The sequence below is a fragment of the Gemmobacter lanyuensis genome (assembly GCF_014652355.1).
In the GTDB taxonomy this organism is placed as follows: domain Bacteria; phylum Pseudomonadota; class Alphaproteobacteria; order Rhodobacterales; family Rhodobacteraceae; genus Gemmobacter; species Gemmobacter lanyuensis.
Genome location: NZ_BMYQ01000003.1, coordinates 53226 through 77602, shown reverse-complemented (window position 1 = coordinate 77602; position 24377 = coordinate 53226). Strand labels below are relative to the sequence as shown.

Here is a 24377-nt window from a genome sequence, read left to right as displayed (position 1 = left end):
CGGGGGCCATCCCCCGCAATCCGGCCCTGCCGCGGATCAGGCTGCGGGCTTTTGCAGATGCGCGTAGCTTGCGACAAACCGGCCGAACTTGTGCGCTCCGCAGGTCACGGGCTGATAGCGCTGCGGGTTCGAGTTTGACACGCAAGAGGGCAGCGGCGCGATCACGGCATCGAAATCGGCGTCGATGAAGAAGGGGATCGAATACCGCTCGCGCCCCGAGGTGTTGATCACGCGGTGCATGTTCGCCAGATAGATGTCATTCGTCAGCTTCTGGATCAGATCACCGATGTTGATGACAAAGGCGCCCCGGATCGGCGTGCCATCCACCCAGTTGCCCTCGCGGTTCATCACCTGCAGACCGCCCACGTCATCCTGGGCGAGGATCGTCAGGTTCCCATAATCGGTATGTGCGCCGATACCGATGATGTCCTTGTCGGCATGGCCGTTCTGCGGCGGGTAATGCAACAGGCGCTGGATGCTGATGGGGTCTTTCATGATCCCTTCGAAATGCGTTTCCGGCAGATCGAGGCTCAGCGCGATGCCCCGGAGCAGCTGCTTGGACAGCGCGACCATCTTTTCATGATAGCCGTAGACCAGCTCCTGGAACTGCGGGAAGCCCGCCGGCCATTGGTTCGGGCCAAAGAACGGCCCTTCCAGCGCCGCCCGTTCAGAGCCGATGTCAAAGCATTCCTTCAGGTCGCGCGTCTTTCCCGGATCGGTGTTTTCACCGAAGGGTTCGATATAGCCGCGCAGCGCCACATCCGATTTGCTGACATGCAGCGCCATCTTCTGGTCCATCGGCAGGGCGAAAAAGCGGCGCGTCACGTCGAAGACATCATCGACAAAGCCCTGCGCGATGCCGTGATTCTTCACATACATGAAGCCCGCATTCGACAGCGCCCAGCGGATTTGCTTGGCCACGCCCTGCTTGTCGCTGCCATCCAGCAACGGGGCCACATCGATGACCGGAATGCTGTCAAAATTTTCGCGCGTGTCGCGCAGCTTATCGTCCAGACGGGCGATCAGATCCTTGCTCATGCCAAATGCTCCCTGTTCATGGCGTGGTCAAAATGCAGAAAGCCATCCCTCCGCGTGGGCCCACGCGGAAAGTGCCTGTCTGCCTGATTTTGGGGGAAAGGTCGGGGGCTTCGGCCCCGGTCAGATGCCGGGGCCGAAGGGCGGTATCAGTACCACATGTCCTGAACGGCGGTCTTGCGACGGGCGATGAAGTCGCGCAGCGCATCATCCTTGCCTTCGTCCAGGGCGGGGGCTTCGTATTCGTTCAGCAACTTCTTCCAGCGCGTATTGGCGCGCTTGGCGGAATCGATGCCGCCCTGTTCATCCCAGGTTTCCCAGGGCTGATTGTCATCCAATGCGCTGTCCCAATAAGCCGTTTCGTAGTGGCGCAGCGTGTGCTGGGTGCTGAACAGGTGCTGACCCGGCCCAAGTTCGGCCAGCGCGTCAAAGGCCAGCGCGTCATCATCGACCGCCATCCCATCCAGATAGGCATGAAGCGCACCGCACATGTCCATGTCCATGACCATCTTTTCATAGGACATGGACAACAGACCGTCGAGGAAACCGGCCGAATGCAGCACATAGTTCGCGCCGCCCTGCACCGCAGACATCATCGACATCATGCTTTGCTGCATCGCCTGCCCGTCCGGCAGTTTCGAGGTGCTGAAGTTGCCCGCACAGCGCAGCGGCAGGTTGAGCCGCCGTGCCAGCTGCCCCATCGCCAGCGACCCGATCGCCGGTTCCGGTGTGCCGAAGGTGGGTGAGCCCGACCGCAGCGACATGGAGGAAAAGAAGCTCGCCAGAATGGCGGGTGATCCGGGCCGCACCAGCTGCGTCAACGCGCAAGAGGCCATGCTTTCTGCCAGCCCCTGCGCCACCATCCCCGCCGTGGTCAGCGGCGCAACCGCGCCCCCCAGCAGGAAGGGCAGATGAATCGACCCCTGATTGGCCCCGGCATAGGCGCGGATACCCGCCGTCGTCACGCCATCCAGCACCAGCGGCGAGGTGGTGTTGAAGTTCCCCATCACCACGCAGTTCTGATCGACGAAATCGGCGCCGAACAGGATGCGGCACATCTCGACGCTGTCCTCGGCCCGTTCCGGCGCGGTGATCGACCCCAGAAAAGCGCGGTCGGAATAGCGGATATGGGCATAGACCATGTCCAGATGGCGCTTGTTCACCGGCACATCGGTCGGTTCGCAGACCGTGCCGCCCGAATGGTGCAGCCAGGGCGAGGTCTGGGCCAGACGCACGAAGTTCTGGAAATCCTCGATCGTTCCGTAGCGCCGCCCCTTGTCCAGATCCATCACGAAGGGCGACCCGTATGACGGCGCAAAGACCACGTTCTTGCCGCCGATCCGCACATTGTTGGCGGGGTTGCGGGCGTGCTGGGTGAATTCGGCCGGCGCGGTTTTCAGGATCTCGCGCAGCATGCCGGGTTCAAAACGCAGGTTCCAGACATCGTCGGAAATCGGCGTCACCTTCGCCCCGGCCTGCTTGTAGAGCTGCATGGCAATCGCGTCATCGCGCAGCTCGATCCCGATCTCTGCCAGAATGCGGTCGGCCGTCGCCTCGATCCGCGACAGGCTTTCATCCGACAGGATATCATAGGTCGGAATGTTGCGCACGATATAGGGCCGTTTCACGCCCCCCGCGCCACCTATCCGGCTTTCCCGCCGCGCGGACCGGCCGCTGCGCGCGCGCTTGTCCGGCGCCCCCAAATCCCCGTCTGCCATGATCGGCCCCTTTCATAAGTCTCTGGCAGGTTAAGACCAATGATCATGCCTGTAACGCTGGAAAGTTCTGATAGAGTTGATAAGCTAGGTTTATGGATACGCTTCGCAGCCTCATTCCCTCGATCAACAGCCTTGTCGTCTTCGAGGCGGCGGGGCGGCTGAACTCCTTTACCGCCGCCGCCCGTGAGTTGCACATGACACAGGCCGCGGTGTCCTACGCCATCGCCCGGCTGGAAGAACAAATGGGCACGCCGCTTTTTCGTCGCGAATACCGCCGCGTGCGGCTCTCGGACGCCGGAGAACGGTTCCACGCCGACGTGACCATCGGCCTCTCGCATATCCAGCGGTCGGCGCAGGATCTGCGCGCGGCCACCTCGGGCAGTCATGTGACGCTGGCCTGCTCCACCGCTTTCGCCGCTTTCTGGATGGTGCCGCGCATGGCGCAGTTCCGGCAGGATCTGCCTGACCTCGACCTGCGAATCCAGACCGCCGACCGCGATCTGGACCTGCTGACCGAAGGCATCCCGCTGGCCATTCGCGGCGGCGATCCGCGCGACTGGCCGCAATATCACGCCGAGGCCATCGCCCCCGAAGAAATCCACCCGGTCTGTGCGGCGGCCTATCTGTCGAATTTCGACACCGCCCCCACACCGCGTGACCTGCTGTCACATCCGCTGATTCACCTGGAAGAACCCTATCGCTCGGCCGCGACCTGGCGGGACTGGTTCGCCTCGGTCGGGGTGCCGGGCAAAGCTGTGCCCAAGGGCCTGCAGATCAACGATTACGTGCTGGTCGTGCAATCCGTGCTGGAGGGTCAGGGCGTGGCCCTCGGCTGGCGTCATCTGGTGGAGGGGATGGTGCAAAAGGGCGTGCTGGTGCGGCTGACGGACCATGCGCTTTTCACCGGCAAGGCCTTCCATGTGATCTGGCCCAAAGACAGCCCCCTTTCGCGTCCCGCCCAGGCCGTGCGCGACTGGCTTCTGGCGCAACGCAAACCCGACTGACCCCCAAGCGCAGGCCACCGCAGGCTTTTCCTGATCCATGACGTTTTCCCCCTTGCCCAACCCCGCAGCCCCCGTTAAACCCGCCGGTGGAGACGTGGCCGAGTGGTCGAAGGCACACCCCTGCTAAGGGTGCAGGCCCGGAAGGGTCTCGAGGGTTCGAATCCCTTCGTCTCCGCCACTTACCCCCAACATTGCTGAAGCGAGATCCTTACTGGATCAATACGCTTCTTGCGGGCATCCCGTCCTCGGCGGTTCTGCAACGAAAAACCCGCGCCGTGTGGGGCGCGGGTTTCGGGGATTCGGGTGGATCAGTTTACCGCGGGCTCGGTCCTCGTGGCCTCGACGATCTCGGCCTGAACGGCGGGGGCCGGGCGGGCGATCTCGATCCGGCGGGGTTTCAGCGCCTCGGGCGTTTCGCGAAGCAGATCGACATGCAGCATGCCATGTTCATGGGTGGCCCCCAGCACGCGAACATGATCGGCCAGCGCGAAGCGGCGCTCAAAGGCGCGGGTCGCAATTCCACGGTGCAGGAAATTGCGGTTCGCGGGTTCGGGCGCTTTGCGGGCCGAGACAAACAGCGCGCCATCCTTGACCTCGACGCTCAGCTCTTCGGGGGTGAAACCCGCCACGGCGATCGAGATGCGATAGGCGTTTTCATCCGTTTTTTCAATATTGTAGGGCGGATAGGTCGGCTGTGGGGCATCCGCGGCAAGGGCGCGGTCCATCAGGTCGGCGATACGGTCAAAACCGACGGTGGCGCGATACAGCGGTGCGAAATCGAAGTTACGCATGGGTCATCCTCTTCGAGCGATGCGATCTGCGGCCCCCCGGGACCGGGCGGGCCAGATGTTGGCCGGGCCCGTCATGGCGCCCGGTTCCCATGATCTGGGAAGCGCGCGCGCGGCTTTCAAGGGGGTCAGTCGCCGGGATGATCTTCGCCGGGGCGCAGGAATTTTGCCCCCCCGCCACTGCCACCGCGCAGCACGGTCGGGTTGATGGCGCGGCCGGTATAATCCTCGCGGATCAGCTCTTGCCGCAGATCATCAAGCGGGCCTTCCAGCGCTGTGCCCAGGGCGACCTTGCGGCCCTCGACCTCGGCCTTGGCCGAGACGACAGAAACGACCCGCGCCTGCCCGTTTTCAAAGGTCAGGATCGGCGCGCCGGAAGATCCGAAATCGACATCGCAGGTCAGCATCAGCATGGCATCGCGCTGCGCCATGACGGTGCAGACCTCTTGCAGCGAGGGCGCCTCGGCCCGGTCCTGCGCGTAAGACACGACCCCCACATCATCGCCCACCGCAGGCTGCAGACCAGTGGCGAGCGGGTGAACCGTGGGCAGGCGGATCGGCTGATCCAGCTGCAACAACGCCACATCATAGGGCACGCGCTGCACCAGATCAGTGCCGCCAAAGACATATTCGGGATGGGCAAGCGCACGGCGCAGGCCGCGATAGGCCTCGGCCCGGCCATTGCGCCAACCGGCCAGAAACTCGATCTGGCTGGTTTCGATCCGCGCGCCGGTTTCCTTGTCAAACAGGCAATGCGCCGCCGTCAACACCAGATCGGGCGCAATCAGCGCCCCGGTGCAGAACCCTTTGCGCCCGAGATTGAGGCGCCCGACCGCCTCCCACCCGCGGCCGGAATCGACCGTATCAAGGCGGCGCAGGGGGGCCTGCTCGGCCTCGGCAGCGGGGGCCAAGGCCAGGGCAGCCAGGACGATCATTAGGATGCGGGTCATGCCCCCTCCGGCAGGCGGAATTGCCATGTCAGGATTGGGGCAAAACGCGCCCTCAGGCAAGAGCGCGCGGTTTCGGCCCCCCCGTGGCCCAGTCGAGGAGCTCGACCGTGTGGACAACCGGCACCGCAGTCCCCGATCCGATCTGCATCATGCAACCGATATTCCCGGCGGCGATGATCTGGGGCGCCTTGGCCTCAAGCGTGGCGACCTTGCGGCGGCGCAGCTCGCCCGAAATTTCGGGTTGCAGCAGGTTATAGGTCCCGGCGCTGCCGCAGCACAGATGGCTGTCGGCGGGCTCGACCACCTCAAATCCCGCGCGTTTCAGCAGGTCCTTGGGCGCGGCCTTGACCTGTTGGCCATGTTGCAGCGAACAGGCGGCGTGATAGGCCACGCGCAGCCCCTTGGGCGCACCTTCCGGCAGGCCGATCCGCGCCAGAAGTTCGGTGATATCCACCGCCAGCGCCGACACCGTGGCCGCATCCGCAGCCAGCGGATCATTGCGGAACATATGGCCGTAATCCTTGACCGTCGTCCCGCAGCCCGAGGTGTTGATGACCACCGCATCCAGCGCCCCACTGCGATGTTCCGCCATCCAGGAACGGATATTGGCGGCGGCCTGGGCGTGGCTGTCCTCCGTCCGGCCCATGTGATGGGTCAGCGCCCCGCAACAGCCCATGCCCCGGGCCACCACCACCTCGCAGCCCAGACGGCGCAGCAGGCGGATCGTGGCATCGTTGATATCGGTGTTCAGCGCCTTCTGCGCGCAGCCCGTCAGCAGCGCCACGCGATGGCGCCGCGGCCCCTGCGCAGGGAAAACCTGCGCATCATCATTGCGACTGACAGGCGGCACCTGCCGTGGCGCCATGGCCAGCATGGCCCGCAGCCGCGCATCGGGGATCAACCGCGCGAAGGGCCGCAGGATCTTGGCCCCCAGAAGCGCCAGCCGGAACCGCCTCGGATAGGGCAGGATCTGCGCCAGAATCCCGCGCAACACCCGGTCCGACAGTGGGCGCTGATAGGTGTTCTCGACATGGGCGCGCGCCTGATCGATCAGATGCATGTAATGCACGCCGCTGGGGCAGGTCGTCATGCAGGCCAGACAACTGAGGCAACGGTCGATATGCTTGACGGTCTTTTCATCGGCGGGGCGGCCGGTCTCCAGCATTTCCTTGATCAGGTAGATGCGGCCGCGCGGACTGTCGAGCTCATCCCCCAGCACCTGATAGGTGGGGCAGGTCGCGGTGCAAAACCCGCAATGCACGCAGGATCGCAGGATCTGATTGGCCCGCGCCAGCGCCGGGTCGCGTAGCTGTTCGGGGGTGAAAGAGGTCTGCATCGTCAATCCCCTGTGCTGATGCGGCGCGAAACGGCGGTCATGCGAACAAGCCGCGCGGGTCGAACTTCTGGCGTAGGCCCGCGGTCAGCGCGGCAAGCGCGGGATCAAGCGGCACGGGCCCGGCGGACGCATCGCCCCGCAGGCAGCGGGCGTGGCCGCAGAAGGCGCCCGCCCGCGCGCGCAGGTCGGCCCCTGGCGGCATCAGCGCCCAGACCAGCGCCCCGCCCCAGTCATAGACCACAGCCTCGGCCCCCAGGCGGGCAACAAGCGCAGACGCCTCGGACGGGCGGGTCGAAATGCGCCACAGATCGCCCGCGCGCCCCGCCAGCGGCAGCACATCGCGGATTGCCGCCCAGGGCGAGGTTTCGGCCATCTCGACCGCACCGAATGGGCGCAGCAGTGCCGCAAGCTGCCCGGCGCGATAGCGGACCGAACCTTCGAACCCCTCAAGCCGCAGCAGCGTCTCGGCCCCCGGCAGATGGGCCGCGCCCGTCACCTCATAGGGCGATCCCAGCGCCGCCGACATTGCCGCCACCGCCTGCCCATCGGGCAAGCCACGCAGCACCAGCGTCTGTTCGGTTTCCGGGCGTGGCAGCACCTTCAGCGCAACTTCGGTCAGCACCCCCAGCTGCCCGCGACTGCCCGCAAGCAGCTTCACAAGGTCATAGCCAGTGACGTTCTTCATCACCCGCCCGCCATTGCGGATGACCGTGCCCTGCCCATCGACAAAGCGCAGGCCCAGACAAAAATCACGCGCGGCCCCGCTGACCACACGCCGCGGACCCGCTGCGTTTTCGGCAATGACCCCACCCAGCGTGGATTGCCCCCTGCGCTGCAACAGGCGGCGCAGGTCCGGCACCTCAAAGGCCAGACACTGGCCCTCGGTCGCCAAAAGCGCCTCTAGATCGGCAATCGGCGTGCCCGCCCCGGCAACCAGCGTCAGGGCGCCGGGCTCATACAGCCGCACCCCGCCCAGACCGGCGGTCGAAACCCCCTGCCCCGCGCGCAGCCCCCCGCGCGTGCCGCCCCCCCTGACGACCAAAGGCCCAGACGCGGCCCGGATGCCCTCGGCCAGTTCGGCCTCGGTCTGCGGTGTCAGATCGAGGGTCATGCCTGCCCCCCCGCAGCGGCACGGCGCGGTGCGGTCACATGCAGTGGAAAGACCTTGGCGGGGTTCAGCAGCCAGTTCGGATCAAACACATCCTTCACACGCAACTGCGCCTCCAGATCATCGGGGCCGTATTGCACCTCCATGAGGTCGCGCTTTTCTATGCCCACACCATGTTCGCCGGTCAGACACCCCCCCACCTCGACACAAAGGCGCAAGATATCGGCGCCGAAATCCTCACATTTCTCCTGCTCGCCCGGAATGTTCGCATTGTACAAGATCAACGGGTGCATATTGCCATCACCGGCATGAAAAACATTCGCTACGTCCAAGCCGTAATGGGCGCTCAGCTCCCCGATCCGGCGCAGGACATATGGCAATTCCGTCACCGGAATCGTGCCATCAAGGCACATGTAATCATTGATCTGCCCCATGGCCCCAAAGGCCGACTTGCGACCCAGCCAGATGCGGCGGGCCTGATCGGCATCGGCCGCCTCGCGCACTTCGACCGGGTTGTGGCGGCGCGCGATCTCGGTGATGAGCGAGAGCTGATGCCGGATTTCGGCCTCGGCCCCCTCAACCTCGACAATCAGCAGCGCCTCGCAATCAGGGTAGCCCGCTTTGGCAAAGGCCTCGCAGGCCTTGATGCAGGGACCATCCATGAATTCGATCGCGACCGGCAGCACCCCCGCCTTGATGATGTCCGACACGCAGGCCCCCGCGACCTCGGACGACTGAAAGCCGATCAGCACCGGCAGCGCGCCTTCGGGCTTGGGCAGGATCCGCAGCACCGCCTCGGTCACCACCCCCAACTGCCCCTCTGACCCGCAGATCACGCCCAGCAGATCAAGGTCAGGCGCATCCATCCAGGGGCCGCCGACCTCAACCACCGTGCCATCCATCAGGACCAGCGTCACCCCCAGCAGATTGTTCGTGGTGACCCCGTATTTCAGGCAATGCGCCCCGCCCGAATTCATGGCGATATTGCCGGATATGGCACAGGCAAGCTGGCTGGAGGGATCGGGGGCATAGAAGAACCCGTCGCCTTCAACCGCCCCCGTCACCGCCAGATTGGTGCGCCCGGCCTGCACGCGGATGAAGCGGTCAGGATAGCTGACCTCCAGCACCTCGGTCATGCGGGCCACGCCCAGGATCACGCTATCGGCCGTGGGCAACGCCCCCCCGGCAAGCGAAGTGCCCGCCCCGCGCGGCACCACCGGCACCCCCTCTTCATGGCAGACGCGCAGCGCGGCCGCGACCTCGGCCGTGCTTCGGGGCAGGATCGCAGCCAGCGGCGGGCAGCGATAGGCCGAAAGGGCATCGCATTCATAGGCGCGCACCTCGGCCGGGTCATGCACCACCGCATCCGCAGGCAGCACCGCCTGCAACCGCGCCACGATCCGCGCCTTGCGCGACAGGATGCTGGGGCTGGGGGTCGGCATGTCCATGGCGCGCTCCAATGCTATTGGTAAATTAATATAACCAATTTCACGGTTTGGCAAGATGGCGCCCTGCGGCTAATCATGGGGCATGGACGCCCTGACCCTGATCCGCCTTTTCACCCCTGCCGACATGCTGGCGCTTGGCTATTCGCTGGCGGGCGCGGCGCTGTTGCAGCATGCGATCGAATCGCCCCGCTTTCCGCGGCCTTCGGTGTCGCAGATCATGGCGCATTACCGGCGCGACTGGATGCGCGAGATGGTCACCCGCCAGCCGCGGATCTTTGACGCAACGATTCTGGACGGGCTGCGGCAGGGGATCACCTTCTATGCTTCAAGCTGCCTGATCGGCCTCGGCGGGGGGCTGGCGCTGCTGGCCGATACCTCACCCCTGCAGGGGCTGGCGATCAGCTTTCAGTTGCACAGCGACCCGGCGCTGCTGATCAAGGCGAAGATCCTTTTCGTGCTGGCCTTCGTGGTGAATGCCTTTCTGAAATTCGTGTGGTCGCACCGGCTCTTTGGCTATTGCTCAGTACTCATGGCCTCGGTCCCGAATGACGTTCAGGACCCGCGCGCCTTTGACCGGGCCGCCCGCACGGCCGAGGTGAACGTCACCGCCGCGCGGAATTACAATCGTGGCCTGCGGTCGGTCTATTACGCGCTGGGGGCGCTGGGGTGGCTGCTGGGCCCATGGGGATTGCTGGCCACGATGACGGTGACCTTCGGCACGCTGATCCGGCGCGAATTCGCCTCGCAAAGCCGCGCGGCGGTGATGGCGCGGCTGGACGAAAACCAGCCGCCAGCCTGATCAAACCGCGCGTTTCGGCAGGCGCCCCTCGCGCAACCAGGCGCCAAGCGCAAGGCTTGCTGCCAGCACCAGCCAGAGCCAACCGGGTAGCACCGCGACCACGCGCAGATCCTGCGTGACATAGGCCCCGCGCGGCGTGATGCCGATCCAGCCGCGCCCGGCGGCAACACGGCCCTCGGCCACGGCGCGCACATCGGGCAAACCATCTGAAATCCGCAGCACACCGCCGCGCGTCGCCTCGACCAGCGGGTCCAGAACCTCACCGCTGGCCAAGGTGCGCTCAAACTCCTTGGGCGCGGGCGGCCCCATGGCGACCACGGTCGAAAGCTTGTCCTGCGTGAGACGATAAAGCCCCACCTGCGGCGCGGGCCAATCAGCCTCATAGCGGCCGGGGCCGGCCTGCGGCAGCACCAGTTCCGCACGGCTGCCATCGGGCCGGGTGATCTGGACCGGGCCGGGCGCCTGTTCCGCCAGGGTACGGCGCTGGATTCGCAACACCCCATCGCCGGGCATGGCGCTCAGGGTTTCCTCCTCAAGCTCCGGCTCTTTCAGCATCCAATGGGCCAGACGGCGCAGCAGTTCGAGCTGCGGCCCCCCGCCTTCATAGCCCCGTCCCCAAAGCCAGGCGTGATCCGAGGCGAGGACGGCCACCCGCCCTTCCCCTTCCCGCGCCAGAACCAGCAGCGGCTTGCCCTCGGCCCCCTCCATCACCACCTGCCCGGCGCCACGGGCGGCGATCTCGATCTGGCGGAACCAGCGACCCCAGCCCTCTTTCGGGGCCTGGGCATCAAGGCCCTGCGTCACCGGATGGCGCTGGCCAAGGTCGGTCAACTTGGGGCGGAAGCCGCCCTCCAGAACACGGCTTGTTGTCGTCACCGGCAGGATATCGGCAAGGGGGGAACGCCACAGGCTGTCCGCCGTGCCGAATTCAGGCCCCGCCGCCACCAGAACCGTCCCCCCGCGCGTCACATAATCGCGCACGTTTTCAAGGTATTGCGTGGGCAGGATGCCGCGCAGACGGTAACGATCAAAAATGATGAGGTCGAATTCATCGATCTTTTCGACAAACAGCTCTCGCGTCGGGAAGGCAATCAGCGAAAGCTCCTCTACCGGGATGCCATCCTGCTTTTCCGGCGGGCGCAGGATGGTGAAATGCACCAGATCGACCGAGGGGTCGGATTTCAGCAGGTTGCGCCAGACCCGTTCCCCGGCATGGGGTTCGCCCGACACAAGCAAGACGCGCAGCCGATCGCGCACGCCATTGATCGCAGTGACCGAGGCATTGTTGCGGGTGGTCAGCTCGCCCTCGGCGGCCGCAACCTCAAACTGCAGGATGTTCTGGCCGCCATGGGGCAACGTGACCGGCAGGTCCAGATCCTGCCCCACCGGGACGGAATACCACTGCGGCGCCCCCCCATCGATGGCGATGGACAGATCGGCCATGCCCGCGACACCGGGGGGCACAGCGCCTTCATCCTCGATCCGCAGGGTCAGCGTCACGGGTTCGCCCAATATGGCAAAGGCCGGGGCGTTCTTGACGATCAGGCGGCGGTCCCAGTCACGGGCCTGGCCCGTCAGCAGAAGATGCACCGGCGCGGGAGCCTTGGGCGCCAGATCCACATCATGCGCCTGCCCGTCCGAGATGATGACTGCCCCGGCGACCCGGTCCCGCGGTTCGGCGGCAAGGGCTTCGGCCAGCGCGGCCATCAGGGGCGATCCGCCGTTGCCGGGCGCATCCCGCACCGTCACCACCCGCAGCTCGGTATCCGGCTGCGCCGCAATTTCCGCCTGCAGCGCGGCCAATGCGGCGGCGGTCTGATCCGGGCGCTCACCGATGGATTGGCTCGACGTCTGATCGACAACAGCGATCACGATATCTGACAGCGGGCGCCGGTCCTCTTGCTGAAGGGAGGGGTTCGCCAGCGCGGCCAGCAGCACAAGGGCCGAAAGCCCGCGCAGCCACCAGCCCGAAAGCCCGCGCCAAGCCGCGCCCAGCACCAGGGCCGCTGTCAGCGCGGCGAGGCCCCAAATCACCGCCCAAGGCACCAGCGGATCAAAAACGATGGCCCCGGTCATTGGCCCAACCTTTCCAGCAGGGCCGGCACATGCACCTGATCGGATTTATAATTGCCGGTGAAGACATGCATGATGAGGTTCACACCGAAGCGATAGGAAATCTCGCGCTGACGGTCGCCCACACTGCCCCGCCCCACCGGGTAAAGCGGAATGCCCTGATCATCGACTGCCCAGGCGGCGGCCCAGTCATTGCCGCCGATCACCACCGGCGTCACACCATCGTTGAGGTTGCGAAAGGGCATGCCCTCGGCCTGTGCGGCATCGGGGGGCGCGGCTTCAACCCAGATGGTGCCGGTCTGGCGACCGGGAAAATCCTGCAGAAGATAGAAGGTGCGGGTCAGCACATGGTCCGGCGGAATCGGCTCAAGCGGCGGAATGTCCAGCGCCGCGGCGATCAGCTGCAGCCGACGCGCCTCGGGCGAGGTGCCGCCTATCCCTGCATCGCGCGTGTCAAACAGGATCATGCCGCCCGTCCGCAGATAATCATTCAGCTTGCGATAGGCGTTGACGGAAGGCAGCGCCTGATCGGCCGTCACGGGCCAGTAGAGGAAGGAAAAGAACGCCAGCTCATCACGCTCAATATCCACCGCCATGGGGGTTGCGGGTTCGATTGTGGTGCGTTCGAACAGCCGCATGCCAAGACCGCGCAGGCCTGCCTCGGACAGGCGGTCGACGGTGCTGTCACCCGTCACGACATAGCCAAGGCGCAGGGATGTCGTCGCCTCAAGGGCGAAATCATCCTGCGCGCGGGCCTGCGGGGCAAGCGACAGGGCCAGCCCCAGAACGCAAAGCCGCACCGCCAAACGCCCCGAGAGCCGCCCCGAAAGCCAGAGCGCAGCAAGAATATCCAGCAGCAAAAGCCCCAGACCCAGCACCAGAAACGCACCTTTCAACGGCTGCTCCCGTGCGGCCTCGCCCCCTTCAACGGGGACCGAGGCGGGCCAGACGGCGGGCGAAAGCTCGGTCTGCGGGCTGATGACGTTCAGCGCGATCAGCCGATCCTCACCGGCATAAAGGCCCGGCAGACGGTCGGCGGCGGGGGGCAGTTTTGCCAGATCCTCACCCCGGACACCGGGCAGGCCCTGCGGTTCCTGCGGCTGGCCAAAGGCATCCAGCACCTTTTCCGGGGCGAAGGTTTGCCCGGCCAGCTCTGCCGCATCCAGCAGCGCCGGGCGGGCCGAGACGGCCAGCCGTTCCAGCATCTGCACGAACAGCCCCGACAACGGCAGCGATGACCAATCCGCATTTGCGGTAACGTGGAACAGCACGATCTGCCCCTGCCCCAACGCCTTGCGTGTCACCAGCGGCGTGCCATCGGCCAGCGTCGCGATGGACCGCGCTGCCAGATCGGGGTCGGGCTGCGCCAGAACCTGCGCCTTCACCGTCACCTCGGCCGGAATCGGAAGGCCGAAGAAGGGGCTGCTTTCGGCAAAGGGGGCAAGGCTGCGGGGATCACCCCAGCTCATCGCGCCGCCAAGGCTGCGCCCGCCCTGCCGCAACCGCACCGGCAGCAGCGGATCGGCGGTGTCGCGCGCGATGTCCGAAGCCGCAAGCTTTGGCCCCGCAAAGCGCAACAACAGGCCCCCCTTCGACACCCAGGTTTGCAGCCCATCGCTTTCCGCCTGCGTCAGCCGGGCGACATCGGCCAGCACGATCACATCGGGGTTGGCGACCAGAACATCGGTCAGGCTGCCGTCAATCAGTTCCGCCACCGGGGCCAGCGCCTGCCGCAGGTAATGCGTGGGCGACAGCAGCAACAGCCCCTCTTTCCCCGCGCCGCCCCCGATCAGCGCGACCTTGCGCCGCTTGAGGCTGTCATCTGTCAGAGTCACCGCACCCGCGGTGCGCTGGCCGATGATCTCAAAACGGGTCAGACGGTTCCGAAGCTCGGGTGGTAGCGGCAACGCGGTTTCGGCGCGATCCTCGCCCGCGGCGAATGGCAGTTGAGCGCGGGCCAGCTCCCGCTCGATCCCTGCGGGGTCAAGGCCGCGGGCCGAAACTTCGACCTCGGCCGCAGCCCCGGCGGGCAGGCGCAGGGCGGTAATCTGCACCGCCCCATCCTTGAAGCCAACCGGGCGCAGCGCCAGCACCGGACGCGGGCTTTCAAACACCCGCACCTGCCCCCGCGCCTGCATCAGCGCCAGCAAACCGGCGCGGCCCGGATGATCCAGACCATCCGAAATCCAATAGGTTTCAAAGGCTTCCGCTGGAAGCAGCTGCCCCCAGCCCGCAAGATTCGCAGGCGCAAACGGCTGGGGGGCCAGCCCCACCAGCCGATCGCGCACGGCCTGCGCGGCCTGAAACACCGGGGTCTGGGGCGCATCCGACAGGCGCAGCAGCGCCACCCGGCGCCCGGCGCGGCCCGCCGCCTCCACCACGCGGGTCGCCTGATCCACGCGGCGCGGCCAGTCGCGCGCATCGGCCCAGCCCCCGTCAATCACCACCAGAAGCGGGGCATCCGAGGCAGGCGCGGGTGCTGCGGGGTTCAGGACCGGCCCGGCAAAGGCCAGAATCGCCGCCCCGATCGCAACGGCCCGCAGCAGCAACAGCCACCAGGGGGTCCGCATCGCCTCAACATCGCTGTCGCGCAGGCCCAGCAGCAGCGCCACCCCCGGAAAGCGGCGACGGATCGGCGCAGGCGGCACGGCGCGCAGCAAAAGCCACAGCAACGGCAGCGCCAGAAGCCCCAGCAGGATCAGCGGAGAGGTAAAGCCGACCGGCCCGATCATCCACATCAGAGGGCGGCCTCCAAAGCGCGATACAGCCACAAAAGCGCGGCCTGCGGGCTATCGCCCGTGTGATGGGTGGAAAAATGCCAGCCCGAGGCCCGCGCCAGCGCCAAAAGACGATCACGTCGTTCCGCCAGCCGCGCCAGATAGCGCGCGCGCAGATCGCCCGCGCGCAGCGTTTCAAACGACAGTTGCCCGCCCATCGATTCAAAGATTGTTCGGCCATCAAAGGGGAAATCCTCTTCCGCCGGGTCCAGCACCTGCAGCATCGCGCCGCGCACACCGCGTTCTGCGGCGGCAGCCAGCGCGGCTTCCACCCCTGCCAGATCCCCCAGAAAATCCGACACCAGCACCGCGCGGCCATGCAGGGCAAGCCCGGTGGTTTCCGGGCGGCCATAATCCTCGGCCCCGTCGACCGACAGGGCCAGCGCCAATCGTTCGGCCTGCGCGCGGCCAGACCGGGGCGGGCTGTGATCGCCCATCACCCCGACACGTTCCCCCCCGCGCAACAGCAGCACCGCCAGCGCCAGCGCCAGCAGCCGCGCCCGGTCGCCCTTGGGCGGGCGCGCCGTGTCACCCGAAAACCGCATCGAGGCCGAGGCATCCACCCAGAGCGACACGCTCTGCGCCGCCTGCCATTCGCGTTCGCGCACGAATTGCACATCGCCCCGCGCCGATCTGCGCCAATCTATCATCCGGGCGCTGTCACCGCTATGTGCCTGACGATATTGCCAGAATTCATCCCCCATGCCCGCACGACGGCGGCCATGATCCCCCAGCACCACGGCCGAGGCCAGATGGTCCGCCGCCGCAAGCAACGGCGGCAGGGACTGGCCCAGACGTTCGGCCCGCGCTCGCAAACCGGGGGCGATGGGGTCGGCAGACCTCACGCCGCGGCCTCAAGTCCAAGGCTGCGGGCGGCAACCCGGTCAATCACCGCGGCAAGGCTTTCGCCCCGCGCCCGCGCGGCAAAGTTCAGCGCCATCCGATGCGTCAGAACCGGACGCGCCAGCGCCGCCACATCCGCGACCGAGGGCGCAAGCCGCCCGTCCAGCAGCGCCCGCGCGCGCGTTGTCAGCATGAGCGCCTGCGCCGCCCGCGGCCCCGGCCCCCAGGCCAGCGTCTCGGCCAGCGCCGCCCCCTCAACCTCGCCGGGGCGGCAGGCGCGGACCAGATCGAGAATTGCCTCGACCACGCTGTCGCCCACCGGCATCCGCCGGATCACATCCTGCGCCTCCAGCAGATCGGCGGCGGTAAAGACCTGGTGCACCTCTTCCTCCACCGCGCCGGTGGTGGCGAGCAGGATCTCCCGCTCGGTCGCGCGGTCCGGGTAATCCACGTCGATCTGCACGAGGAAACGGTCCAGCTGCGCCTCGGGCAACGGATAGGTGCCTTCCTGTTCAATCGGGTTCTGCGTCGCCAGCACATGGAACGGCCGCCCCAGCGGGCGGTGCTGCCCGGCAATCGTCACCTCACGCTCCTGCATCGCCTGCAGCAGGGCCGATTGCGTGCGCGGGCTGGCGCGGTTGATTTCATCGGCCATCAGCAGCTGACAAAAGATCGGCCCTTCGATGAAGCGGAAGGCGCGGCTGCCATCGGCGGCGGTTTCCAGCACCTCGGAGCCCAGAATATCGGCGGGCATCAGATCGGGCGTGAACTGGATGCGGCTGCCCCGAAGGCCCATCACAGTCGAGAGCGTATCGATCAGCCGCGTCTTCCCCAGCCCCGGCAAACCCACCAGCAGCGCATGCCCCCCGCAGAGCATCGAGGCCAGCACCAGATCGACCACCCGGTCCTGCCCGATGAAGCGGCGGTTGATCGATGCCTTCGCCTCGGCCAGTTTCGCGCCGAGCGATTCGATCCGCTGGACCAGCTCTTCCGCCATGACTTCCACCCCCGAACGGTTATACTGTCCGCATTAGAACGGATCGTGCCGCCGGGCACAAATGACAAAAGCGAAAAGGCGACAAATGTCTGTGAAATCAGGGATTTTGGAGCAGGCCAAGGCGGCCTCGAAAAAGGGGCCGCCGCCGGTGCATCTGTGGAACCCCGACTATTGCGGCGAAATGGACATGCGGATTGCCCGCGACGGCACCTGGTTTCACGAAGGCACGCCGATTGGCCGCGCCCCGCTGGTAAAGCTCTTCGCCTCGATCCTCAAGTTGGAGGAGGGGCGTTATTACCTGGTGACGCCGGTCGAAAAGCTGGGGATTCAGGTCGAGGACGCGCCCTTCATCGCCGTGGATTTCCAGATCGAGAATCAGGGGCCGGATCAGCGCATCACCTTTACCACCAATGTGGGGGATGAGGTCACGGCAGGCCCGGACAACCCATTGCGAATGAACCCGGACCCCGGCGGCGCCCCCTATGTGATGGTGCGCCGCGGCCTTGAGGCGCGGGTGGACCGGAAAAGCTTTTACCGGCTGGTCGAGGTTGGCACCACGCAGGCGCATGAGGGCGAAGACTGGTTCGGCCTGATGTCAGGCGGCGTGTTCTTTCCCGTGGCGCGGGCCAGCGATCTGGCAGGATGACGGGCGGGCGCCGTTGCACTGGCGCGCCGGATCGCGGATGAAGGCGGGGCATACCAAGGAAAGCGCCATGATCCCCGCCCGTTTTGCCCCGTTCCTGTTCGGCCTGATCTTGTCGGGCCTGATGTCCTGCATCGTCAGCGCCATTGCTACCGCCCGTGCGCTTGGGCTGCACCCCGGCTTTGCCACGGCTTGGATGGGCAGCTGGCTGACGGCCTGGGCCGTGGCCTTCCCCACCGTTCTTGTGGTGGCCCCCCTGACCCGCCGCATCGTCGCACGCCTGACGGCCTGAGCGCCGCGCTTCGGCCTTGCCCCTGCGGGTCAGGCTTTCTAGAATGGCGCGCAAAGGGCTCTGCCCCGCCATTCCAAGAGGATCAGCCATGAGCATCGAAGCGCCGGAAACCCAAGTCGTCACCACATGGAAGGTGGCCTGCGACGGGGGCGAAGGGGCGCTTGGCCATCCGCGCGTCTGGCTGTCGATCCCGCAGGACACCGGCATGGTCGAATGCGGCTATTGCGACAAACGCTATGTGATCGACCGCGATCACGCCCACGACGACCACTAAGACATCAAGGGGCCAGGCGAAAGCCGGCCCCTTTTGCCTTTCCGGCAGATCAGAAGGCCTTGAAGGTCATCGTGGTCAGCGTCCGCACGATGCCGGGAATGTCGAACAGACGCTCGCTCAGGTAGTGACCGACATCCTCGCCTTCGGGGATGTAGATTTTTGCGATCAGGTCGTATTCGCCCGAGGTGGAGTAAAGCTCGCTCACGATTTCACGGTCATAGATGGCATCGGCGACCTTGTAGGTCTGGCCGGGGATGCAGCGGAACTGAACAAAGACGCAGGTCATGGGGGGCTCCTTTTCGGGGCAGGTTAGCGCGGCACGGGCGCCGACAAAAGTGGGCGCGCCCGTCATTCTTCGGGCGTCACTCCTCAGTGCGGAGCGCGAGCGTCGCAGGCGCCTGCGCGCGCAGGTCCTCAATCCCCAGCAGGCTCTGCGGCCGCGCCAGACGGTTGCGGACGACCCAATGCAGCCGCTTTTCGGCGCGGGTGATGGCCACATAGGCCAGCCGTTTCCATAGCGGGATGCCAGCTTCGGATCGCCCGGCCTGAGCAGCGGCCCAAAGATCGGGCGCAAAGACCTGCACTTCGGGCCATTGACTGCCCTGCGCCTTGTGGATCGTCACCGCCGCGCCATGCAGGAAGGCCGCGCCCATGGTAGCGGCCTGCGGGATGAAGGGCTCTTCCTCATCCGGTTTCTCGATCTTGATGATCGAAGCCGCCGAAAGCTGCGGGTCTTCCGACCCGATCACATGCAGCCGTGCAAAACCGGGGCGGCTGCCGGGCGCAAGATAGATCACCTGCGCGCCCTTGATCAGCCCGCGCGCCTCAAGATCGATACGTTTCTTGCGGTGCTTCAGCGGCAGCTCGATCCCGTCGCAAATCAGCGGCTCACCGGGCAGAAGGGCATCTTCGGGCGCGCCATGCACCGCGCGGAAGGCGTTGATCAGCCGGATGCGCGTGGCATTGCGCCAGACCAGCACCGGGCTGCGGGCCATCATGTCACTGTTGACCCGTTCGGCCAGCACCACACGGTCATCGCGGCGGGCGGCCTGTTCGACCATGCGCTCAAACTGATCGAACCCCAGATCGGGGTCAGCCAGCGCATGAGCCAGATCGAGGATCGGGTTTCCCTCGGCCTGCCGGTGGATGCGCGACAGATGCAGCTGCCGCGTCGGCCCCAGCTTTTCAAAGACCATCTGGCCGCTTTGGCCCACAGGCGCCAGCTGCGCCGGGTCCCCGAACAGGACCAGCGTCGGAAAAATCTCGCGCAGATCATCGAACTGGCGGTCATCGAGCATCGAGCTTTCATCGATAAAGCCGATGTCCAGCGGCTCTTCCCGCCGTTTCCAGCCCTGGATGAAATCGGACCCGCGCAACCCTGCCGCGGCCAGCGCCCCGGGGACCGAGGCATTCTGTTCGTAAAACGCCTTGGCCCGGTCGAGGGCCAGTTCGGTCAACCCTTCGACCTCGGGCCGCGGGCCATTGCCGGTCAGCCAATCCGCGATGCGCTCATATTGCGGATCATAGACAGGGGTATAAAGAATGCGGTGAATCGTGGTCGCAGGCACCCCCCGCATCCGCAGGACCGAGGCCGCCTTGTTCGTGGGCGCCAAAATGGCAAGCGTGCGCCGGTCTTTCTTCTTCTTGCCCTCGTAATCGCCGGAAATCACCTCGATCCCTGCCGCCTGCAGGGATTTGTAGAGCGAAGCGAGCAGCATGGTCTTGCCCGACCCCGCCTTGCCCATCACGGCCAGAACGGTGCTTTTGCCCTCAACCGGGGGGACATGGGCGCCTTCGAGCAGATCGACCCCCATGCCGCGCAGCTGTTCGGCCACGCGGTCCCAGGCCTCTGCCTGATCCTCGGAAAAAGAAATCGCGGGGCTGTTCATGGCGCGCACCATAGGCGAGCGCACCGGAAATGGCGAGAGGGCCTTCAGTGCGGGAAAGCCCGCCCCCCCTGCCCTGTGCGGGGCGCCGGTTTTCCATCCGCGCGGGCGGCGAGTTCCTGTTCCGCCACCTGCACCGTGGCCTGCACCTGCGCTGCGAGTGCCTGCAAGTCATTGGCCAAAGCAAAGCGCCGCAAATCGGCCAGGACATCAAAAATCCAGTTATCGGCCATGCACCCCCCGAATGTTCCAAAAACTGCAATCAATCTGCGATTACCGTGACAGTAAAAGCCATTGGTCAACAGAACGTCACCGGGGGCGGTTCCGTCGCGCAAAAAAATGCCGCCCGCGCTTTGGGGGCGCGGGCGGCGGGGCAGGATCAGGCGTTGGGGTCAGCTGGCGGTGCGGCCCGCGTCCAACGCATCTTCAAAGGTCCGCAGGCCGGTGCGGGGGGCCTGCACCAGCACGGCCATATTGCCGGGTTTGTGCTGGTTCCGCATCATCAGCGTATGGGCCTTGGGGATCTCCGACCAAGGGAAGACCTCGGACATGCAGGGGTCAAGGCGGCGCTCGCACATCAGCTTGTTTGCCGCCGCAGCCTGTTTCAGGTGGGCAAAGTGGCTGCCCTGCAGACGCTTTTGGTGCATCCACATGTAGCGCACGTCAAAGGTGCAGTTGAAGCCGCTGGTGCCCGCGCAGATCACGACCATGCCGCCCTTCTTGCACACCAGCGACGACACCGGGAAGGTTGCCTCGCCGGGGTGTTCGAAGACCATGTCCACGTTCACGCCCTTGCCGGTGATATCCCAGATCGCCTTGCCGAACTTGCGGGCCTCTTTCAGCCAGTCATTGTATTCAGGCGTATTGACCTTGGGCAGCTGCCCCCAACATTTGAAGTCCTTGCGGTTGATCACGCCCTTCGCACCCAGCGACATGACGAAATCGCGCTTGTCCTCTTCCGAAATCACGCCGATCGCATTGGCCCCTGCGGCATTCACCAGCTGCACCGCATAGGACCCCAGACCGCCCGAGGCGCCCCAGATCAGCACGTTCTGACCGGGCTTCAGGTCATGCGGCGCATGGCCAAAGAGCATCCGGTATGCGGTGGCCAGCGTCAGCGTGTAGCAGGCGCTTTCTTCCCAGGTCAGGTGCTTGGGCCGCGGCATCAGCTGCTGGGCCTGCACGCGGGTGAACTGCGCGAAAGAGCCGTCATGCGTCTCATAGCCCCAGATGCGCTGGGTGGGCGAAAACATCGGGTCGCCGCCGTTGCATTCCTCATCATCGCCGTCGTCCTGGTTGCAGTGGATGACAACCTCATCCCCCACCTTCCAGGTTTTCACCTTGTCGCCCACGGCCCAGACAATGCCCGAGGCATCCGACCCGGCGATGTGATAGGGCTGCTTGTGGCCATCGAAAGGCGAGATCGGCACGCCAAGACCGGCCCAGACGCCATTGTAGTTCACGCCCGCCGCCATCACGAGCACGAGCACCTCATGGCTGTCGATCTCCCAAGTCGGCACGACCTCGACCTGCATCGCCTGTTCCGGCTCGCCGTGGCGTTCGCGCCGGATCGCCCAGGAATACATGTTCTTGGGAACATGCCCGAGCGGCGGCATCTCGCCGATTTCATAAAGATCCTTCACCGGAGCGTCATAAGGCGCAATCGCGGGCTGCGTGTCCAGTGCCATGGGGCCCTCCTGTCAGATGGTGTTGCCGCGCCGCAGAATCGGCGCGGCTCTGCAGAAAGAGATACAACGGCCGCGCAATATTGCAACCATATTTAGGTCTTGCTTGTAATTTTATGTCTGCCGCATTGCAGCGTTACCGCCTGACCTTAGCGTTTCCGGACGAATTCCGTCAGAATGACAATCCTTTGCCCTTCGACGCGCCCCTCGATCTGCCCGGCATTGTTGGGCACCAAACTGATGCCGCGCACCGCCGTGCCGCGCTTGGCGGTAAAGCCCGCACCCTTCACCGGCAGATCCTTGATCAGCGTGACCGTATCGCCATTGGCCAGAATCGCGCCATTGCTGTCGCGGTGTTCGACGGCACCGGGCGCCTGCGCCCAGCCTTCGACCTCGGGCAGCAACTCCATCGCCGCGCGGGCCTCGCCTGCCCAAGGCGCTTCGATCCCGCCCAGCTTGCGCCAGACCGCCAGCTGCACTTCCGGCACCGCCGTCCAGGCGGCACCTTCCAGACAACGCCAGTGATCTTCGGGCACCTCGACCTCGCCCCGGCAGGCCGGGCAAAGCAGCACCGGCCCCGCCGGCGCGAACTCGACCCCCTCCAGCCCCTCGGCCGCGCCACAAAATTCGCAAACCCCGCCCGCGCGGGCGACAAGATCCTGATCCGTCATCTGCTGTCCTTTCTGCATCACCCTGCCGCTGCTAGTGGTCGTAACTCTGCCGCGCAACGTGACATTTCGCGAATACACTTGCTTTCGTGTTTTCCCGCCCCCATATCTTAGAGGCTACGTTACCTCTCGACCCTGTCTCCGATTCCGGCCACAGCTCGACAAGCGCTGACGATGCCGGGCCGTCGCATGTTGCGGACGGCAAAAGACACAGGAGTTCTCACGATGGCCAAGGGCACCGTGAAATGGTTCAACGCCACCAAAGGCTACGGCTTCATTGCCCCGGAAGGCGGCAAGAAGGACATCTTCGTTCACATCACCGCGCTGGAGCGCGCTGGCATCCGTGAACTGAAAGACGGCCAAGCTGTGACCTTCGAAATCGAATCCGGCCGCGACGGTCGCGAATCCGCGACCCAGATCTCGCTGGCCTGATTTTCGGATCAGACAGAAAAGGGGCGCAGCCGATCTGGCCGCGCCCCTTTTTTCAAGGCCGCATTGCAGTGGATCAGGCCGCAGCCCACAGCATCCGGTCGCGCAGCGCATGTTCGAAACCTACGCGCAGCGACACCGCCGACAGCGGCGAACGCAGCACGACAGCCGCCTGCCGATCTTCGGGAAAGATCTGCGTGCCACATTCAGACGACACCAGAATCACCGGCACCATACAGCCCGACCCGCGCAGCAACCCATGCGCCCGCTGCCCCGCCGCCAGCCCGCCCAGATCATCGCAGAGCATGACAAACAGCTGATAGCCCGCCGGATCATCCAGCGCGACCTGCAGCCCGGTGTAGAATTCATCGTGATGGTCGATGATCCCGCCAAAACCCGCAATCCGGCGCATGGCGACTTCCGTCCCCGGCGTCTTCGGGTCCGAAATCATCAGGACACGCACCCCCCAGGCCACCAGGTTGGCATCTTCGCTATCGGGTCGGAAGATCTGCATGATGTCCCCACAGGCTAAGAGTTTCCCTCGACACAGCGATACGGATGCTTTTTGGCAGAATTGAGCGCAAAGGTTGACAAATCAGGCCATCTTTTCGTGCGCCCGCATGGCAGCCTCAAAAAAACCGCGCCAGAGAGAGCCCCGCCCATGACAGACCCCGCCTATCCCCAAATCGATGCCGCGACCTGGGCCTTCATCCGCCGGACCGACAGCTACTACCCGCCCGACGCCGTGGACCTCTCGGTCGCAGAACAGCGCGCAGTCTATGATCGCATGTGTGCGGCCTTCCGCGCGCCCCGCCCCGCGGGCCTCGATTGCCGGGATGATACCGTCGCCGGGGTCCCTTGCCGTCTCTATACGCCCGAGGCCCCCGGCCCGGTGACCATCGTCTACTTCCACGGCGGCGGCTTTGTCGTCGGCGGGCTCGACAGCCACGATGATGTCTGCGCCGAAATCGCCGCCTCGACACGCAGCAGGGTGATCAGCGCCGATTACCGGCTGGTGCCGGAACATCTGCACCCCGCCGCCTTTGAGGATGCGCGCGCGGTGGCTGCATCGGTGCAGGGGCCGCTCCTCCTTGCGGGCGATTCCGCGGGCGGGTCGCTGGCCGCCTCGGTGGCCCATGCCCTGCGCGGGCAGGCCGATCTGCGGGGCCTTCTGCTCATCTACCCCGGCCTTGGTGGCAATCGCGATCAGGGCAGCTACCTGACTCATGCCAATGCCCCCATGCTCAGCCGCGCCGATGTGGTCTGGTATGCGCAAGCGCGCCACGGCGGCCGCGAACCCGCCACCCCTGATCCTACGGCCAATGTGCTGGACGATACCGATTTCACCGGCTTGCCCCCCGTCGTCGTCGCCAGCGCCGAATGCGACCCGCTGGCCGATGACGGGCGCGACTATGCCCGACACATCACCGCGGCCGGGGGCCGCGCCGAATGGCTGCTTGATGAAGGGCTGGTCCATGGTTGGCTGCGCGCGCGCCACTCAGTCCCACGCGCCCGCGCTGCCTTCGACCGTCTGCTGGACCGCCTTCTGCCCCTCACAGGCCAAGGCTGATCCCTTTCATCTTGGCAAAAATATCCCGGGGTCCGGGGCAGAGCCCCGGCCGCC

24 protein-coding genes and 1 tRNA gene are annotated in these 24377 nt (G+C 65.6%); 8 read left to right on the top strand and 17 right to left on the bottom strand.

Annotated elements, in window-relative coordinates; all coding sequences use genetic code 11:
- Nucleotides 1–36: 36 nt before the first annotated feature.
- Both IE101_RS07410 and IE101_RS07405 read right to left on the bottom strand, forming a co-directional pair.
- Nucleotides 37–1038 carry an isopenicillin N synthase family dioxygenase gene (locus IE101_RS07410; RefSeq protein ID WP_189633193.1) on the bottom strand — a complete coding sequence of 334 codons (1002 nt, stop codon included), beginning with the start codon at nt 1036–1038 and terminating at the stop codon, nt 37–39.
- Nucleotides 1039–1184: 146 nt separating this feature from the next.
- A complete protein-coding gene (locus tag IE101_RS07405; protein WP_189633192.1) occupies nt 1185–2753 on the bottom strand; it encodes a trimethylamine methyltransferase family protein in 1569 nt (522 codons plus the stop codon).
- A 92-nt stretch (nt 2754–2845) separates the two neighbouring features.
- On the opposite strand from IE101_RS07405, the gene IE101_RS07400 reads away from it, so the two are divergent.
- Complete coding sequence (locus tag IE101_RS07400) at nt 2846–3757, top strand: LysR substrate-binding domain-containing protein (protein ID WP_189633191.1); 912 nt, start codon at nt 2846–2848, stop codon at nt 3755–3757.
- An 88-nt stretch (nt 3758–3845) separates the two neighbouring features.
- Nucleotides 3846–3935 (top strand) — tRNA-Ser (locus tag IE101_RS07395).
- A gap of 130 nt (nt 3936–4065) precedes the next feature.
- Here the strand turns inward: IE101_RS07395 and IE101_RS07390 are convergent.
- From IE101_RS07390 to IE101_RS07370, 5 genes are all read right to left on the bottom strand, one after another.
- Nucleotides 4066–4548, bottom strand: coding sequence for an Hsp20 family protein (locus tag IE101_RS07390; RefSeq protein ID WP_189633190.1), 483 nt, complete (start codon nt 4546–4548; stop codon nt 4066–4068).
- A gap of 125 nt (nt 4549–4673) precedes the next feature.
- A complete protein-coding gene (locus tag IE101_RS07385) occupies nt 4674–5495 on the bottom strand; it encodes a trypsin-like serine peptidase (protein WP_189633189.1) in 822 nt (273 codons plus the stop codon).
- Nucleotides 5496–5547: 52 nt separating this feature from the next.
- Nucleotides 5548–6831, bottom strand: coding sequence for a glycolate oxidase subunit GlcF (glcF, locus tag IE101_RS07380; protein WP_189633188.1), 1284 nt, complete (start codon nt 6829–6831; stop codon nt 5548–5550).
- A gap of 37 nt (nt 6832–6868) precedes the next feature.
- A complete protein-coding gene (locus IE101_RS07375) occupies nt 6869–7930 on the bottom strand; it encodes an FAD-binding protein (RefSeq protein WP_189633371.1) in 1062 nt (353 codons plus the stop codon).
- 8 nt (nt 7931–7938) lie between these two features.
- Nucleotides 7939–9387: an FAD-linked oxidase C-terminal domain-containing protein gene (locus tag IE101_RS07370; protein WP_189633187.1), complete on the bottom strand. Its 1449-nt coding sequence runs from the start codon at nt 9385–9387 to the stop codon at nt 7939–7941.
- Between the two features lie 82 nt (nt 9388–9469).
- On the opposite strand from IE101_RS07370, the gene IE101_RS07365 reads away from it, so the two are divergent.
- Complete coding sequence (locus tag IE101_RS07365; RefSeq protein ID WP_189633186.1) at nt 9470–10186, top strand: DUF599 domain-containing protein; 717 nt, start codon at nt 9470–9472, stop codon at nt 10184–10186.
- Here IE101_RS07365 and IE101_RS07360 read toward each other — a convergent pair whose 3' ends face one another.
- The 4 genes from IE101_RS07360 to IE101_RS07345 are packed head-to-tail and all read right to left on the bottom strand — an operon-like array spanning nt 10187 to nt 16876.
- Nucleotides 10187–12262 carry a glutamine amidotransferase gene (locus IE101_RS07360; RefSeq protein ID WP_189633185.1) on the bottom strand — a complete coding sequence of 692 codons (2076 nt, stop codon included), beginning with the start codon at nt 12260–12262 and terminating at the stop codon, nt 10187–10189. It lies immediately after the preceding gene.
- Entirely contained in the window at nt 12259–14997 is a 2739-nt protein-coding gene (locus tag IE101_RS07355; RefSeq protein ID WP_189633184.1) for a DUF4159 domain-containing protein, read from the bottom strand. The genes IE101_RS07360 and IE101_RS07355 overlap by 4 nt, the downstream gene beginning before the upstream one ends.
- The gene (locus IE101_RS07350) at nt 14997–15881 is read right to left on the bottom strand and encodes a DUF58 domain-containing protein (protein WP_373296078.1); all 885 of its coding nucleotides are present in this window, start codon (nt 15879–15881) and stop codon (nt 14997–14999) included. The genes IE101_RS07355 and IE101_RS07350 overlap by 1 nt, the downstream gene beginning before the upstream one ends.
- Nucleotides 15878–16876 (bottom strand): AAA family ATPase, encoded by a 999-nt coding sequence (locus IE101_RS07345; RefSeq protein ID WP_189633183.1) that lies wholly within the window; start codon nt 16874–16876, stop codon nt 15878–15880. The genes IE101_RS07350 and IE101_RS07345 overlap by 4 nt, the downstream gene beginning before the upstream one ends.
- A gap of 85 nt (nt 16877–16961) precedes the next feature.
- On the opposite strand from IE101_RS07345, the gene IE101_RS07340 reads away from it, so the two are divergent.
- The 3 genes from IE101_RS07340 (at nt 16962) to IE101_RS07330 (ending at nt 18085) form a co-directional block, all read left to right on the top strand.
- The gene (locus IE101_RS07340) at nt 16962–17522 is read left to right on the top strand and encodes a DUF1285 domain-containing protein (RefSeq protein WP_189633182.1); all 561 of its coding nucleotides are present in this window, start codon (nt 16962–16964) and stop codon (nt 17520–17522) included.
- A gap of 67 nt (nt 17523–17589) precedes the next feature.
- Nucleotides 17590–17811 (top strand): DUF2798 domain-containing protein, encoded by a 222-nt coding sequence (locus tag IE101_RS07335; protein WP_189633181.1) that lies wholly within the window; start codon nt 17590–17592, stop codon nt 17809–17811.
- Between the two features lie 88 nt (nt 17812–17899).
- Nucleotides 17900–18085, top strand: coding sequence for a zinc-finger domain-containing protein (locus IE101_RS07330; RefSeq protein WP_189633180.1), 186 nt, complete (start codon nt 17900–17902; stop codon nt 18083–18085).
- Between the two features lie 49 nt (nt 18086–18134).
- Here IE101_RS07330 and IE101_RS07325 read toward each other — a convergent pair whose 3' ends face one another.
- The 5 genes from IE101_RS07325 to IE101_RS07305 all read right to left on the bottom strand — a co-directional run bounded on the left by IE101_RS07325 (nt 18135) and on the right by IE101_RS07305 (nt 22327).
- Nucleotides 18135–18371, bottom strand: coding sequence for an Lrp/AsnC ligand binding domain-containing protein (locus IE101_RS07325; RefSeq protein WP_189633179.1), 237 nt, complete (start codon nt 18369–18371; stop codon nt 18135–18137).
- 76 nt (nt 18372–18447) lie between these two features.
- The gene (locus IE101_RS07320; protein WP_189633178.1) at nt 18448–19974 is read right to left on the bottom strand and encodes an ATP-dependent DNA helicase; all 1527 of its coding nucleotides are present in this window, start codon (nt 19972–19974) and stop codon (nt 18448–18450) included.
- A gap of 44 nt (nt 19975–20018) precedes the next feature.
- Nucleotides 20019–20204 carry a hypothetical protein gene (locus IE101_RS07315; RefSeq protein WP_189633177.1) on the bottom strand — a complete coding sequence of 62 codons (186 nt, stop codon included), beginning with the start codon at nt 20202–20204 and terminating at the stop codon, nt 20019–20021.
- A gap of 159 nt (nt 20205–20363) precedes the next feature.
- Nucleotides 20364–21659, bottom strand: coding sequence for a crotonyl-CoA carboxylase/reductase (gene ccrA, locus IE101_RS07310; protein ID WP_189633176.1), 1296 nt, complete (start codon nt 21657–21659; stop codon nt 20364–20366).
- 146 nt (nt 21660–21805) lie between these two features.
- Nucleotides 21806–22327 carry an alkylphosphonate utilization protein gene (locus tag IE101_RS07305; RefSeq protein ID WP_189633175.1) on the bottom strand — a complete coding sequence of 174 codons (522 nt, stop codon included), beginning with the start codon at nt 22325–22327 and terminating at the stop codon, nt 21806–21808.
- A gap of 222 nt (nt 22328–22549) precedes the next feature.
- Here IE101_RS07305 and IE101_RS07300 point away from each other — a divergent pair, with 222 nt between their 5' ends.
- Nucleotides 22550–22756, top strand: coding sequence for a cold-shock protein (locus IE101_RS07300; RefSeq protein ID WP_189633174.1), 207 nt, complete (start codon nt 22550–22552; stop codon nt 22754–22756).
- Nucleotides 22757–22829: 73 nt separating this feature from the next.
- Here the strand turns inward: IE101_RS07300 and IE101_RS07295 are convergent, their stop codons facing one another.
- On the bottom strand, nt 22830–23267 hold the full coding sequence (locus tag IE101_RS07295; protein WP_189633173.1) for a PLP-dependent aminotransferase family protein: 438 nt from the start codon (nt 23265–23267) through the stop codon (nt 22830–22832).
- A gap of 147 nt (nt 23268–23414) precedes the next feature.
- Here IE101_RS07295 and IE101_RS07290 point away from each other — a divergent pair, with 147 nt between their 5' ends.
- Nucleotides 23415–24323, top strand: coding sequence for an alpha/beta hydrolase (locus IE101_RS07290; RefSeq protein WP_189633172.1), 909 nt, complete (start codon nt 23415–23417; stop codon nt 24321–24323).
- Nucleotides 24324–24377 lie beyond the last annotated feature (54 nt).

Coding starts and splice junctions, on each gene's coding strand:
- IE101_RS07385 (WP_189633189.1), bottom strand. CDS start 5,495: ATGACCCGCATCCTAATGATCGTCCTGGCTGCCCTGGCCTTGGCCCCC.
- glcF (WP_189633188.1), bottom strand. CDS start 6,831: ATGCAGACCTCTTTCACCCCCGAACAGCTACGCGACCCGGCGCTGGCG.
- IE101_RS07335 (WP_189633181.1), top strand. CDS start 17,590: ATGATCCCCGCCCGTTTTGCCCCGTTCCTGTTCGGCCTGATCTTGTCG.
- IE101_RS07410 (WP_189633193.1), bottom strand. CDS start 1,038: ATGAGCAAGGATCTGATCGCCCGTCTGGACGATAAGCTGCGCGACACG.
- IE101_RS07370 (WP_189633187.1), bottom strand. CDS start 9,387: ATGGACATGCCGACCCCCAGCCCCAGCATCCTGTCGCGCAAGGCGCGG.
- IE101_RS07345 (WP_189633183.1), bottom strand. CDS start 16,876: ATGGCGGAAGAGCTGGTCCAGCGGATCGAATCGCTCGGCGCGAAACTG.
- IE101_RS07360 (WP_189633185.1), bottom strand. CDS start 12,262: ATGACCGGGGCCATCGTTTTTGATCCGCTGGTGCCTTGGGCGGTGATT.
- ccrA (WP_189633176.1), bottom strand. CDS start 21,659: ATGGCACTGGACACGCAGCCCGCGATTGCGCCTTATGACGCTCCGGTG.
- IE101_RS07320 (WP_189633178.1), bottom strand. CDS start 19,974: ATGAACAGCCCCGCGATTTCTTTTTCCGAGGATCAGGCAGAGGCCTGG.
- IE101_RS07340 (WP_189633182.1), top strand. CDS start 16,962: ATGTCTGTGAAATCAGGGATTTTGGAGCAGGCCAAGGCGGCCTCGAAA.
- IE101_RS07365 (WP_189633186.1), top strand. CDS start 9,470: ATGGACGCCCTGACCCTGATCCGCCTTTTCACCCCTGCCGACATGCTG.
- IE101_RS07405 (WP_189633192.1), bottom strand. CDS start 2,753: ATGGCAGACGGGGATTTGGGGGCGCCGGACAAGCGCGCGCGCAGCGGC.
- IE101_RS07295 (WP_189633173.1), bottom strand. CDS start 23,267: ATGCAGATCTTCCGACCCGATAGCGAAGATGCCAACCTGGTGGCCTGG.
- IE101_RS07305 (WP_189633175.1), bottom strand. CDS start 22,327: ATGACGGATCAGGATCTTGTCGCCCGCGCGGGCGGGGTTTGCGAATTT.
- IE101_RS07290 (WP_189633172.1), top strand. CDS start 23,415: ATGACAGACCCCGCCTATCCCCAAATCGATGCCGCGACCTGGGCCTTC.
- IE101_RS07315 (WP_189633177.1), bottom strand. CDS start 20,204: ATGGCCGATAACTGGATTTTTGATGTCCTGGCCGATTTGCGGCGCTTT.
- IE101_RS07390 (WP_189633190.1), bottom strand. CDS start 4,548: ATGCGTAACTTCGATTTCGCACCGCTGTATCGCGCCACCGTCGGTTTT.
- IE101_RS07325 (WP_189633179.1), bottom strand. CDS start 18,371: ATGACCTGCGTCTTTGTTCAGTTCCGCTGCATCCCCGGCCAGACCTAC.
- IE101_RS07355 (WP_189633184.1), bottom strand. CDS start 14,997: ATGTGGATGATCGGGCCGGTCGGCTTTACCTCTCCGCTGATCCTGCTG.
- IE101_RS07400 (WP_189633191.1), top strand. CDS start 2,846: ATGGATACGCTTCGCAGCCTCATTCCCTCGATCAACAGCCTTGTCGTC.
- IE101_RS07330 (WP_189633180.1), top strand. CDS start 17,900: ATGAGCATCGAAGCGCCGGAAACCCAAGTCGTCACCACATGGAAGGTG.
- IE101_RS07300 (WP_189633174.1), top strand. CDS start 22,550: ATGGCCAAGGGCACCGTGAAATGGTTCAACGCCACCAAAGGCTACGGC.